This window comes from Kribbella sp. NPDC051620 (assembly GCF_044453825.1).
Classification (GTDB): Bacteria; Actinomycetota; Actinomycetes; order Propionibacteriales; family Kribbellaceae; genus Kribbella.
This window is the reverse complement of sequence record NZ_JBITDB010000005.1, coordinates 399433-412191: the sequence shown is the minus strand read 5'-3', so window position 1 is coordinate 412191 and position 12759 is coordinate 399433. Positions and strand designations below refer to the sequence as shown.

At 68.5% G+C, this 12759-nt stretch carries 12 protein-coding genes; 6 read left to right on the top strand and 6 right to left on the bottom strand.

Annotated elements, in window-relative coordinates:
- The first annotated feature begins 30 nt into the window (after window positions 1-30).
- The gene (locus tag ACIA12_RS26550) at window positions 31-573 is read left to right on the top strand and encodes a sigma-70 family RNA polymerase sigma factor (protein ID WP_020388025.1); all 543 of its coding nucleotides are present in this window, start codon (window positions 31-33) and stop codon (window positions 571-573) included.
- A 209-nt stretch (window positions 574-782) separates the two neighbouring features.
- Window positions 783-1880 (top strand): DUF5667 domain-containing protein, encoded by a 1098-nt coding sequence (locus tag ACIA12_RS26545; protein WP_396369783.1) that lies wholly within the window; start codon window positions 783-785, stop codon window positions 1878-1880.
- A 1049-nt stretch (window positions 1881-2929) separates the two neighbouring features.
- On the opposite strand, the gene ACIA12_RS26540 is transcribed toward ACIA12_RS26545, so the two are convergent.
- From ACIA12_RS26540 to ACIA12_RS26530, 3 genes are all read right to left on the bottom strand, one after another.
- Window positions 2930-4189 (bottom strand): lysophospholipid acyltransferase family protein, encoded by a 1260-nt coding sequence (locus ACIA12_RS26540; RefSeq protein ID WP_396369782.1) that lies wholly within the window; start codon window positions 4187-4189, stop codon window positions 2930-2932.
- Window positions 4182-5174 (bottom strand): NAD-dependent epimerase/dehydratase family protein, encoded by a 993-nt coding sequence (locus ACIA12_RS26535; RefSeq protein WP_396370426.1) that lies wholly within the window; start codon window positions 5172-5174, stop codon window positions 4182-4184. The genes ACIA12_RS26540 and ACIA12_RS26535 overlap by 8 nt, the downstream gene beginning before the upstream one ends.
- A 100-nt stretch (window positions 5175-5274) precedes the next feature.
- On the bottom strand, window positions 5275-5376 hold the full coding sequence (locus tag ACIA12_RS26530; protein WP_008356322.1) for a 30S ribosomal protein bS22: 102 nt from the start codon (window positions 5374-5376) through the stop codon (window positions 5275-5277).
- Window positions 5377-5499: 123 nt separating this feature from the next.
- On the opposite strand from ACIA12_RS26530, the gene ACIA12_RS26525 reads away from it, so the two are divergent.
- The 3 genes from ACIA12_RS26525 to crcB all read left to right on the top strand — a co-directional run bounded on the left by ACIA12_RS26525 (window position 5500) and on the right by crcB (window position 7166).
- The gene (locus tag ACIA12_RS26525; RefSeq protein ID WP_396369781.1) at window positions 5500-6159 is read left to right on the top strand and encodes a class I SAM-dependent methyltransferase; all 660 of its coding nucleotides are present in this window, start codon (window positions 5500-5502) and stop codon (window positions 6157-6159) included.
- A gap of 90 nt (window positions 6160-6249) precedes the next feature.
- Window positions 6250-6804: a fluoride efflux transporter FluC gene (locus ACIA12_RS26520; RefSeq protein ID WP_396369780.1), complete on the top strand. Its 555-nt coding sequence runs from the start codon at window positions 6250-6252 to the stop codon at window positions 6802-6804.
- On the top strand, window positions 6801-7166 hold the full coding sequence (gene crcB / locus ACIA12_RS26515; protein WP_396369779.1) for a fluoride efflux transporter CrcB: 366 nt from the start codon (window positions 6801-6803) through the stop codon (window positions 7164-7166). The genes ACIA12_RS26520 and crcB overlap by 4 nt, the downstream gene beginning before the upstream one ends.
- A gap of 5 nt (window positions 7167-7171) precedes the next feature.
- On the opposite strand, the gene ACIA12_RS26510 is transcribed toward crcB, so the two are convergent.
- The 3 genes from ACIA12_RS26510 to dnaN form a co-directional block, all read right to left on the bottom strand.
- The gene (locus ACIA12_RS26510; RefSeq protein WP_396369778.1) at window positions 7172-9034 is read right to left on the bottom strand and encodes a hypothetical protein; all 1863 of its coding nucleotides are present in this window, start codon (window positions 9032-9034) and stop codon (window positions 7172-7174) included.
- Window positions 9035-9102: 68 nt separating this feature from the next.
- Window positions 9103-9648, bottom strand: a complete 546-nt coding sequence (locus ACIA12_RS26505; protein ID WP_396369777.1) for an adenylyl-sulfate kinase — start codon at window positions 9646-9648, stop codon at window positions 9103-9105.
- 55 nt (window positions 9649-9703) lie between these two features.
- The gene (gene dnaN, locus ACIA12_RS26500) at window positions 9704-10957 is read right to left on the bottom strand and encodes a DNA polymerase III subunit beta (RefSeq protein WP_396369776.1); all 1254 of its coding nucleotides are present in this window, start codon (window positions 10955-10957) and stop codon (window positions 9704-9706) included.
- 265 nt (window positions 10958-11222) lie between these two features.
- Between dnaN and metG the strand changes: the two genes are divergently transcribed.
- Window positions 11223-12698 carry a methionine--tRNA ligase gene (gene metG / locus ACIA12_RS26495; RefSeq protein WP_396369775.1) on the top strand — a complete coding sequence of 492 codons (1476 nt, stop codon included), beginning with the start codon at window positions 11223-11225 and terminating at the stop codon, window positions 12696-12698.
- The last annotated feature ends 61 nt before the right edge of the window (window positions 12699-12759 follow it).

The following is a 12759-nucleotide window of genomic DNA, read 5'->3' as shown; positions in this document are numbered from 1 at the left end:
TTGACGACGCCGGAGCCAAGCCCGGACGGGATGAGACGCGCAGAGCTCGTCGATCGCGCCCAGGCAGGGGACGTCGGTGCGTTCGGCGAGCTGTACGACGAGTACTCGCTGACCGTGTATCGCTACATCTACGCGCGGGTGTCGTCATCGGCGCTCGCGGAGGACCTGACCAGTGAGACGTTCGTCCGGGCGCTGCGCGCGCTGGACTCGTTCCGCTGGCAGGGCCGGGACTTCGGCGCCTGGCTGGTGACGATCGCCCGGAACCTGATCACCGACCACTACAAATCGGGCCGGGTCCGGCTCGAAGTGGTCACCGACGAGATCGAGACGCACGACCGGCAGACCGAAGGCCCGGAGGTGGACGTGCTGGCCGCGGCCACCGCCGAGGTGCTCCGGGACGCCGTGGCCGCGCTGCCCGAGGAGCAGCGCGACTGCCTGACGATGCGATTCTTCGCCGGTCTGTCGATCGCGGAGACGGCCAAGGCGCTGGAGAAATCCGAGGGCGCCGTCAAGCAACTGCAACTGAGGGCCGTCCGGCACTTGGCGAAGGTTATCCCCAAGGACTTGAGGTGAGGAGGATGACAACGAATGTCTTTCGTAACCCGTCAGGGAGTTTCCTCGTTTGCCTGTGTGAGGACCTTTCGGTGACCCCGATCGGCCATTGAGGAGAACGAGAACTCATGAGTGACCTACACAGGGCTCGAGCGCGCGCGGAGACCTTCGCGCACGCCGTCGATCACGGGCCCCGTCACTCTTCGCGACTGAGCGATGACCCTGAGCTGATGGAAGCTGTGGAGCTGGTCGGACGGCTGAGGACCGCCGGCGCAGTGACACCGCGACCGGAGTTCGCTGCCGAGCTGAGGCACCGCCTCCTCGAGCAGGCCGCGGCGCGAGCCGCGACGAACACTCCGACCGTGGTACCCAGCCTTCCGGACAACTCGGACGATCCGCCCGAGCGCGAGGACGACGACGCGTCCGTGACAGATATCCGCCATCGTCACGGCCGGCGGATCCGGCTGGTGGCCAGTACCGCCGCGCTGGTCCTGCTCGGAGGTGGCATCGGTTCTGCCGCCGCCGCTCAGCAGGCGATGCCCGGCGACGCGCTGTACGGGATGAAGCGCGGCATCGAGAACGTCTCCACCAACGTCAGCGTCGGGGACGGTTCCCGCGGCCGGCGCGAGCTCGACCATGCCAAGACCCGGTTGTCCGAGATCCAGGCGCTGGTGAACAACGGTGGCGAGGCGGCCACCATCAACAGCACCCTGGCCGACTTCACCATCCAGGCGCGCAAGGGCATCACCAGGCTCGTCGCGTCATACCAGCAGGACGGCGATCCGGCCTCCATCGCGGAGGTCACCGCGTTCATCACCAGCGCCCGCCAGGCCATCGGTGAGCTCGCTCCGAAGTTGCCACCCGAGTCGCTCAAACCCGCTGTCGAGGCGTTGTCGATGCTCGAGCAGCAGGCCAACCGAGCGGCCACGACGTGCCCGAAGTGCGACAAGCCGAAGCCGGCCAAGAACGGCGGCCCGGCCCCCGCGATCAACCCCGGCACGGAGCCGAGCACGCCGATCAAGGCGGGCCAGTCCCCGAGCGGCAAGACCACGACAGCGCCGTCGGCCAAGCCGCCGAGCTCCGGGGTCACCACGGTTCCCCCCGAGACGGTGGACACCACCATCGTCCAGGAGCCGACCACCAAGCCGACCGACCTGAAGACGCCACCCAAGCCCTCGACCAAGCCGAGCACGACACCGTCGGGACCCATCGTCCCCACGCTGCCCACCCCCGGCACCCCGAGCTGGCCCTGGCCCTTTCCAACCCTGAACCTCCCAACAATCAACCTCCCAGGCGTCCTCCAGACCCTCCTACCCCCCTGGAACTGATCACCACCCCAGGAACAGATCACCACCCCGAAGAGCCCGGCCTCCCCACGGAAGCCGGGCTCTTCGCACGTCCCACCCCGCCATCCCCCCACTTTGAGCACCCACCAGCCACCAATCCCCCCTCCCCCTGCCTGTCCCGTGCCCAAGGTCCCCGACCCCCACGAACACAGCTCCCACTTTGAGCACCGGACAGTCACCAAAGCCGGCCACCGACGACTGCCGGGTGCCCAAAGTCCCACTCAAGCTCGGCCCCCGGCCGACAGCTCGCACTTTGAGCACGGCGCAGTCGACGACGCGAGGTGTCGACGACTGGCAGGTGCTCAAAGTCGCAGACGAGCAGCCCTGCGCGAGCGGACGGCTCGCACTTTGAGCACGGGGCAGTCAACGGCGCGAGGTGTCGACGACTGGCGGGTGCTCAAAGTCGTAGTCGAGCAGCGCCGCGCAGGCGGACGGCTCGCACTTTGAGCACGGGACAGTCAACGACGCGAGGTGTCGACGACTGCCGGGTGCTCAAAGTCGTAGCCGAGCAGCCCTGCGCGGGCGGACGGCTTGCACTTTGAGCACGGGACAGTCAGCGGCGTGGGGTGTTGGCGACTGGCGGGTGCTCAAAGTCGTAGTCGAGCAGCCCTGCGCGGGCGGACGGCTTGCACTTTGGGCACGGGACAGTCAGGGGCGTGGGGTGTTGGCGACTGGCGGGTGCTCAAGGTCGCGAGGGTGGGCCGGTACGTCCGGGGCGCGCCCGGGCCGGCGGGGTGCAGGAGCGGGGCGGCGCGGGCGAAGTGCACGAGTGGGCGGGCGCGGGTGGGGGTGGCGCGGGCGGACGGCTTGCACTTTGGGCACGGGACAGTCAGCGGCGTGGGGTGTTGGCGACTGGCGGGTGCTCAAGGTCGCGAGGGTGGGCCGGTACGTCCGGGGCGCGCCCGGGGCCGGTAGCGCGGGCGGAGCGCAGGTGTGGGTGGCGCGGGCGGGGGTGGCGCGGGCGGGGCGCGGGCGGGGGTGGCGCGGGCGGGCGCAGGTGTGGGTGGGGCCGCAGGTTGGGGGGCGGGGGGTTAGAAGAAGACGCTGCGGCGTTGCATGAGGAGGGTGTAGAGGGTTTGCTGGATGGTTTCGCGGACCTGGTCGGTGACGTTGAAGACCAGCATCGGGTCGTCGGCGGCGCCGTCGGGGAACTCGTCGGTGCGGATCGGCTCGCCGAACTCGATCAGCCACTTCGACGGGAGCGGGATCAGGCCGAGCGGGCCGAGCAGTGGGAAGAACGGGGTGACCGGGATGTACGGCACCCCGACCAGCCGGGCCAGCGACGCCATGTTGCCGACCAGCGGGTAGATCTCCTCGGCGCCGACGATCGAGCACGGCACGATCGGTACGCCGGTCCGCATGGCCGCGCTGACGAAGCCGCCGCGACCGAACCGCTGCAGCTTGTACCGCTCGCTGAACGGCTTGCCGAGCCCCTTGAAGCCCTCCGGCCAGACCCCGACCAGGTTGCCCTGCCGGAGCAGCCGCTCGGCGTCGTCGTTGTTGGCCAGCGTCGCCCCGCCCTTGCGGGACAGCTCGCCGACGAACGGAGTCTTGAACACCAGGTCCGCGGCCAGTGTCCGCAGCGGCCGGTTGGTGTGGTCGGCCACGACCAGCTGGGTGATCAGCCCGTCGATCGGCATCGTGCCGGAGTGGTTCGCGACGATCAGCGCGCTGCCGGTCTCGGGAATGTTCTCGATCCCGCGCACCTCGACCCGGAACCACTTCTCCGCCAGCGGACGCAGGAACTTCAGCATCACGTGATCGGTCAGATCGGGGTCGAAGCCGAACTCGTCGACCTCGTACTCCCCCGTCAACCGCCGCCGCAGGAAGGCCAGGAACTCAGCCAACTGTCGCTCCCCGTCGGCCCCCAGCGTGTCCCGGACGATCTTCTCGAACCGCGCGAAGTCCTTCGGCCCGCGCGGCTCAGCACTGGTCTGGCCGAAGTCGCCGGCCTGCGGGCCGAACCCGGCAGCCAGCTCCTCTACCGCTGCCGCCGACGGGCTCACACCATCATCGGCCGGCTCGGGCTTGGCTGCCTGACCGCGATCGCCGGCAGCGCCCTTGCCGACCCGAGCCTTACCAGGCCGCTTCGCCTTGCCGAGCTCAGCGGGCTGGACGGCTTCGGCATCAACGCGGGCCTTGGTTGTCCGGTTGCGGGCCCGGTCGGCCCGTTCCTTGGCTGCCTCGGGGCCCGCGAGGGCGCGTGCCGCGGACGAGGGCGTCGTACGGCGTCCGCTGCCGCGGCCTGGGCGGCCGCCCGATCCGATCGGGATGACGTCGGCGTCAGCCACGCAGTGCTCCCAGGCCGGCGGTGAGCAGGCGCGAGGCCTGCGTGACGGCGCCGGTACCGAGGTGGGCGCGGAAGTCGTCGAAGGCTCCGGCGGTCGTGTACTCCGGCTCGAACCCGAACTCGCTCCGCATCCGGGTGGTGTCCACCGCGCGGCCGTAGGTCAGGAAGGTGATCTGGTCCGGCGAGAAGTCGGCCAGCCGGGCTCGGCGTACAACGGCCGCCGTACTGGCTGCGGTGAACGACGGGAGCCGGAAGGCGGGCCGGCCGAGGCGGCGGATCGCCTGGGACAGGGTGACCACGCCGTCGCCGGCCAGGTTGAAGGTGCCGGGCAGATCGTTCGCGGTCGCGTGGTGGATCGCCTCGACGCCGTCGTTCTCGTGCAGGAACTGCAGCCGGGCGTCGAAGCCGAAGACGGTCGGCACCACCGGCATCGCGAAGTACCGGGTGATCGGGGAGTCGGTCTGCGGACCGATCCAGTTGGCCATCCGCAGCGTGGTGACGCAGACGTCGGGGCGGCGCCGGGCGAACCCGCGCACATACCCCTCGACCTCGACCGCGTCCTTGCTCAACCCGGTCTGGTGGATCGCCCGCGGCGCCATCTCCTCGGTGAACATCGCCGGGTCGCGCGGACCGGCGCCGTACACCGTGGTCGACGACTTGACCACGAGCTTGCGCACGCCGGGCGCCTTCTGGCACGCGGCGAGCAGTTGCATGGTGCCGATGACGTTGATCTCTTTCATCGACGACCGTCCCCCGGCGCTGCCAGGGGTCGCCACGACGCCCGTGTGGACGACTGTGTCGACGTCCTCACCGGCGATGACTTTTGCGATGACGGGGTTGCGGATGTCCGCCCGGACGAACCGGACCCGGCCGAGCTCGGCCCTTGGCGGCACCACGTCGATCCCGATCACGGTGTCGATCTCGGGGTCAGCGGCGAGCCTGCGGGCACAGCGAGCACCGGCATCTCGAGAGACGCCGGTAACCATCACTACCTGTGCCACGAGTGACCCCCAGCCAGACAGCAAAAACCCCATCGAACGCCGCCCTGGACATCCAGAGCGGCGCACAGTGCAATTAGAGCTAGGGCTACTTGCCGAGCTTGCGGCGCTGTACCCGCGTCTTCTTCAGCAGCTTGCGGTGCTTCTTCTTCGCCATCCGCTTACGGCGCTTCTTGATTACTGAACCCACAGTTGGACCTTCCAAACTTAAAGAGAGCGTCAGGAAAGACTACCTGTAGGTCACCTCCCTGACCTAAGTGAGGCCGGTCCCCCGCCTGGATAGGATGGTTTCTCGTCGACTGGGGAGGCCTCGATGGGCGCACGCTACAACGGTTTGGCCGATTGGTACGACGCCCGGTTCGTGGTCGGGGCACCCCGCCATCAGCCCGGTCTGCTCGAGTTGCTCGGCCCCGGTTCGGGCCCCTGCCTCGACCTCGGCTGCGGTACCGGGCGCAACTTCGACACCATCCGCGACAGCGGCCGCACGGTCGTCGGGGTGGACCGCTCGTCGGACCAGCTCCGGCTGGCCCGCACGCGCACCGACGGCCCGCTGATCGAGTCCGACGCTGCCCGGCTGCCGTTCGCCGACGGCTCGTTCGACACGGTGATCGCGATGTGGATCTCCACCGACCTGGATGACTTCCCGAGCGCTTTGGGCGAAGCAGTCCGCGTACTGCGCCCTGGCGGGTTGCTGGTCTGCTACGGCGTCCACCCGGCCTTCAACGGTCCGCATGTCCAGTGGAACGAGGACGGTACGCGGCTGATCCACCCGTCGTACCGGACCCCCGGCTGGCACGACGAGTCACCGATCTGGGCTGACGACGGCATCCGCCAGCGGGTCGGCATGCGTCATCTCCCGTTGCCCGAACTGCTCAACGCGTTCCTCCGGCCCGAGCTGACCCTCGAACGCGTCGAAGAGCCCGAGGGCATGCCGGTCCCGCACGCCCTCGCCCTCAAGGCCCGCCGGAACTGACCTGCTCCAGCTTGTGCAGTGGTCGGCGACTGGGCGCTGGAGCTGTAGGGAAAGGCGGCTGGACTATCGTGCTGTCACCAGGGCCGGGAGGTGTCAGTGCAGAGGGATCCGTCGCCGCGGGAACCGATCGACTCTGATGTCGATCTGTGGCACCCCGCCGGAACAGTTCCCGGCGCGACGGGCAGAGAACCAAGCGGGGACGCGACAAGCGCGGCGCCGGGCGTGGAGGCGCGGCGCCGAGGCGACGTTGCGGTGCTTGGGGTGATTGCGATCGGTGGGGCGATCGGGGCGTCGGCGCGTTATGGCGTTGGGGTTGGGTGGCCGGCCGGCCACGGATCGTGGCCTTGGGCAACGATGGTGATCAATGTGGTGGGGTGTGCGCTGATCGGCGTACTGATGGTGCTGGTGTCCGAGGTGTGGATCGGGCAGCGGCTGCTGCGGCCGTTCGTGGGGACGGGGATCCTGGGCGGGTTCACCACGTTCTCGACGTACGCCGTCGACCTCCAGCGGTTGCTGGCCGATGGCCATCCGGTGACCGCACTGGGCTACCTGTTCGCGACCGTCATCGGCGCCGTCGCCGCTGTCTTCGCCGGTACGCATTTCACCCGCACCCTCGTCCGCCGGAGCCGCCGGAGCGCTCGATGAAGGTGCTGTTCGTCATCGCCGGTGCGGTCGTCGGGGCGCCGCTGCGCTACCTGACCGACCGTGCGATCCAGTCCCGCCACGACGGCGACTTCCCCTGGGGCACCTTCACGGTCAACGTCGTCGGCTCAGCGATCCTCGGCTTCGTCGTAGGAGCCAGTACGACCGCCGATGCCCCGCATTGGGTCCAGCTCCTCGTCGGTACCGGCTTCTGCGGCGCCCTCACGACGTACTCGACCTTCTCCTACGAAACGCTCCGCCTCTGGGAACAGAACGCCAGACTCCCAGCCATCGCCAACCTCACAGCCAGCATCCTCGCCGCCCTCGGCGCTGCGTACCTTGGCGTGACCCTCAGCCTCTTGTGAGATGGCTAAGTTGTTCGGTACCACGCCGCCAGCCGCTTGGCCCGTGCGCTTCCTTCACCGGCAAGCGCGTCCAGCGCCGGAAGTACCGGGGCCAGCCGCGAGATCTCCAGAATGGTGCCCTCACCGAGTGACTTGGTCTCCAGTACTTCGATGAGCACGCGAACAGCCGTATCGACGTCGCCCGTCACCTTGAACCAGGCCTTGGCGGCCTGGACCCGGATGTCGATCCACGGGCTCGGATCCACCTCGGACAGCAGCGTCCGCAGTACCGGCTCCGCGGCGCGCGCGGCCGGCCCGAACTGATCGATCCAGAGCAGGGCCAGGTAGTCGAGGCTGCCCCCGCCGTCACCGCAGGCCGGCTCGTTCGGCGGCACCTTGGTCGATCGGCTGGGATGGTCGGTGATCACCGAGACGAGGATCGGTACCACTTCATCGGCCGGGTGTTCGAGCACCATCAAGGCCCGGGCCGCCCAGGCCCGCGACTCCAGATCGCTCCCTGCGCAGACCCTCAGCAGGGCGGCGCGTACCTGCTGATCCGCGCCGCCGAACCGCCCGAGCTGCTCGCAGATCATCACCATCACCTTGATGACGTCGGGATCACGGGTGGTCTGGTCCTCGCTGAACTGCAGCAGAGCGAGCAGCTTCTCGGTCAGCTCGGGAAGCACCGCCTGCTTGTCCGGAAAGGCGTTCACCAGTTGCTTGAGCTGGTCGAGTTGCTTCTCCTGCCGGAATCGGGCGGCCAGCGGCGGAGTCAGCGCGGGCGCGTGCTCGATCGCCGACGCGAGTAGGTCATCCGAGTTGCTCACGAGCCGCCGGTCGACCAGTTCCAGCAGGAGTTGCTCCGCGCGGGCATGACCGGCCACGACGAGAATCCTGCGCAGGCCGGACGTCGGTGTCCGGTCATACAGATTCGCCAGCTGCTCGAGCAGATCGACCAGCCGTCGATCGCTCCGGTCCCAGGGGATCGGGCCGTCGGGTCCCTGCCGAGGCTTGAACCAGGTCAGCAGATCCGGTATGCCGGTCGAGACGATCCCCAGGTCGGTGGTCGCGACCAGCTCGCTGATCCGCGGCACCAGCTCGATCGCCAGCTCCGGATGCGTCTGGTACAGATGCGTCGCCATCAGGACGAGTGAGCCAGGGTTCCCGAACAGCGTCGGGTCGGTCGCCCAAGGGAGGTCAAGCATGCGCTGCAGCCAGTACTGCAGAGCCGTCGGAGGCAGCGTCGGTTGGACCGCCCAGAGTGCCCAGGAGCCGCCACCCTCCGCCCACGGCAGTTCCATCGTCATCGTCCGGCCGGCCGGACCGATGCAGAGCACCAGCGCGTCGAGCACCTGCTCGGCGATCACTGGGCCGTCATCGTCCTGACGGTGCGCCGACAGCACACCGACCTGTCCGTACTGCGACGCCAGCGCAGCCTGTCGGTGCCTCAACGTCAGCCCGTACGCGGCGCCGAGCCGGTCCGTGTCGGAGTTGCCCGGCTCCGTTAACGCCAGCACCCGGTCGGCATCCCGGTCGGCGAGGCTGACCAGGAGGGCCATCCGGGTTGCCGCGTCCTCTTCGTCCGCCAGCCTGTTGAGCAGCTGTGTCGTGATGTCGTCGTCGACGTAGGTGAGCAGGTAGGCGGTGATCCGCCGTACCACCGGATCGGGATGCCGCAGACAGCCGAGCAAGGGCACGAGTCCGACGGAGTGCACGGACTGGAGTTGCTGTTCCCATTGCTCTGTCTCCGCGGGCCGGGCACGGTCGAGCTTGTCTCCGAGAGCCGCTTTCAGTCGCTCCAGCGCGCTGTGGTTGAGCGGACCGGGCTCGCCGTACTCGTCCAGGTCGTCATCGAAATCCGCCGACAACTTCCGCCTGTCGAATCCCATCCCGGAACTCCCCCACCTCGTCGGAGATGCCGATAGTACGAGCTGTCAGGGCGATGCAAGCGTTGCTTTCACACCGAGTACGTCCAGCCGATCGCCCGCAGCACGCGTCGCGCCACTTGGGCCGGCGCATCGAGGGCTGGGTCGACAAGTTCGCAGTCTCCATCGAGGCCTGCGTCCAGGATCAGGTCCAACTCGCCGCTGCGCCGAAGGTGCCAGTCCCGATCGGGTCCCGGCGGGTGCCGTTCGGTCAGCCGGGCGCGGACGCGTTCCAGATCGGTCTTGAGCCGGCAGAGCTTCAGCGGCATCGCCACGGCCGACTCGTACCTGCGGACGGCGGCGCGGCTCTCGACTACTCCAGAAGCGACCACCCGGATCGCGCCGGCAGCACGGTAGTTCTTCGCGACCGAGGCCAAGTTGGTCAGTTCGAGTTCCAGGTTGAAGGGGTCCCCGGCCGGGGCCGGCCATCCGCGCCTCAGTTCGTCCAGATCGATCACCGCGTGCGGGATGCCCAGCTCCTGCAGGTGCTCACCGATCGCCCAAGCGGTTGTCGTCTTGCCGACGCCGACGGTGCCGGTGATCAGGAGTGCTTCTGGCGTCGCCGGTCCAGCATGCATCGAACAAACCTAACGGGACGGACCTTGGAAACTCGATCGACTTTGCCGCGCGTGGTCAGCTGTTGTGGAGGCGGACCGGCATCAGGATGTAGCGGAAGTTCGTCAGCGGGTCTTCCTCCAGGTCGGTGGCGCCGGTCAGTTCGGCCGGCTTGGTGGGTTGGGTGAAGGCGAGTTGGGCGACGGGGGTGCCGATCGCGTGCAGGCCGTCCAGCAGGTACGTCGGATTGAAACCGACCGTGACCGGCTCACCGATCAGGCGGGCCTCGATGGACTCCGACGCTTGGGCCTCCTCACCGTTGCCGGCGTCGAGGGTCGCGCCCTCGTCGCTGAAGGTGATGCGGATCGGGGCGTTGCGCTCGGCCACGAGAGCAACACGTTTGACGGCTTCGACCAGCGTGGCCGTGCTGATGCGCACTCGGGTCTGCACCGCGGCGGGATCCGGGATCAGGTTGCGGACCCTGGGGAAACTGCCATCCAGCAGCCGCGTGGTCGTCCATCGAGAGCCGCCGGAGACCTCACCCGCAAAGCCAGCCAGCCCATCACCACCCGCAGCCTCCTGGTCAAGGGAGAGGGTGAGCGTCGAGCCCGTCATCGCCTTGGCGGTATCGGAGAGCACGCGAGCGGGGATCAGGATGGTGGCCAACGGCGTGGTCGGAGCTGCGGCCGAGGGCTGATCGGTGGTCGGAGTCGCAGGCGAGGGCTGGTCGGTGGTCGGTGCCGCGGTGCCTTCTGGGTCGGTGGCTGGAGCTGGTGGCTGGTTGGGCTCCCATTGCAGTTCTCGGACGGCCAGGCGGTAGCGGTCGGTGGCCAGCAAGGTGATCGTGGAGCCTTCGATCTCCATCCGGACGCCGGTGAAGACCGGCATCGTGTCGTCGCGGCTCGCCGAACCCGCCACCTGGGCGACGGCTTGCGCGAAGACCTCGCTGCGGAGCACACCACTGTCCGCCGGTTGGACCGGCAACTCCGGGTACTCGTCGACCGGGAGGGTCTGCAGGGTGAAGCGCGCGGTGCCGCAGACGAGCAGGACCTTCGCGCCGTCGACGCTGACGTCGATTGCTTGGTGTGGAAGGCTTTTCACGATGTCGGCGACCAGCCGGCCGGACACCAGGCAGCGCCCGGGATCGGCCACCTGAGCCGGCAGAGTCACCCGATGCGACGTCTCGTAGTCGAAGCCCGACAGCGTCAGCTCCCCCTCCGACGCCTCCATCAGCAACCCCGCCAGAATCGGCACACTCGGCCGGCTGGGCAGACTCTTCCCCACCCACGCCACCGACTCCACAAGCAGATCCCGCTCCACCCGTACCTTCATGCCGACCGCCTCCCAGCTTCCTCACTGGGTTCCACTCAAACACCGGCCACCGACAGTTTCCGTGGCCGCCGAATCGACTATGGGCTCAACCACCAGCCTGGTAATCTCAAAGCCGTGAACAGCTTCCCGTCGCAGCAGATGATGCCCCGCTAGCGCGGGGTACAGCGACGGACGTATTCGATCCGAGGCCCCGAGTCGGGGCCTCGTTCGCGTTTCACCGGGCGGCGTCGTCCCGGCTCTCCTTCCCATCCAGCAGGAGATCCCGATGACGCGTTCCTATCTGACCACCACCATCCCGTTCGTCAACGCCCGCCCGCACCTGGGCTTCGCCCTCGAGCTGGTCCAGGCCGACGTGCTCGCCCGGCATCGCCGCCGCCGCGGCGACGAGGTCCGTTTCCTCACCGGTACGGACGACAATTCCCTGAAGAACGTGCTCGCCGCCGAGGCGGAAGGCATCCCAGTACAGGAGCTGGTCGACCGCAACGCAGCGGCCTTCGAAGGCCTGCGCGAGCCACTCAACCTGTCCTTCGACGACTTCATCAGAACCAGCAGCGACCCACGCCACCGGGCCGGTGTCGAGCGCATCTGGCAGCGGTGCGCCGACGCCGGCGATCTCTACCGCAAGCACTACGAGGGCCTGTACTGCGTCGGCTGCGAACAGTTCTACCAACCGGAGGACCTCACCGAAGGCCGCTGCCCCGACCACGGCACCGAGCCCCAGCTCGTCGCGGAGGAGAACTGGTTCTTCCGCCTCTCCCGGTACTCCGAACAACTCCGCGACCTGATCACCACCGGCCGGCTGAGAATCGAGCCAGCCACCCGGCGCAACGAAGTACTGGCCCTGATCGATGGTGGGCTGCACGACTTCTCCGTCTCGCGCTCGCAGCGCCGGGCTCGGGGCTGGGGCATCCCGGTCCCTGGCGATCCCGACCAGGTCGTCTACGTCTGGTGGGATGCCCTGGGCAACTATGTGTCGAGTCTCGGCTACGGCACCGACAGCGCCGACCTGGAGCATTGGTGGCAGACTTCCGACGACCGGATTCACCTGCTGGGCAAGGGAGTCGTCCGCTTCCACGCCGTCTACTGGCCCGCGACACTGCTGTCAGCGGGACTCAAGCTCCCGACCGAGATCCTCGTCCACGACTACCTCACCGTCGACGGCCGCAAGATCAGCAAATCCGCCGGTACGACGATCGACCCGGCCGACCTCGTCGACGAGGTCGGCGTCGACGCCGTCCGCTGGTGGCTGCTCCGCGACGTCCCGCGGATCGGCGACGCGGACTTCACCCGCGAACGCCTGATCGCCCGCAGCAACTCAGACCTCGCCGGCGGCCTCGGCAACCTCGTCAACCGCGTCGTCTCCCTGATCCACCGGTACTACGACGGCCGCGTCCCCAACCTCCAACCGGCCCCCGGAGAGCTCCGAACCGCTGTCAGCAACGCACCCGACAGCATCGAGGCCGCCCTGGCGAACTACGACTTCCGCAAAGCGGCCACCGCGCTGTGGGACATCGTCGAGTCCGCCAACCGCTACATCGAGACCACCGAGCCGTGGCAGCTCGCCAAGACCCAGGACCCCTTGCTGGCAAAGGTCCTGGCCACCCTCCAGCACGCCTGCCTCGCACTGGCCGGCGAGCTGTCGCCTTTCCTGCCGAGCGCGGCCGCCCGCATCACCACCCAGTGCACCCCGATCGACGGCGTCCTCCCACCCGCAACGCCACTGTTCCCCAGGCTCACCTGAGCCAGCGCAGGCCCCGCGCCGGCCCCGCGGTGGCTGGATGCGGACAAGGCGCAGCGGCCGG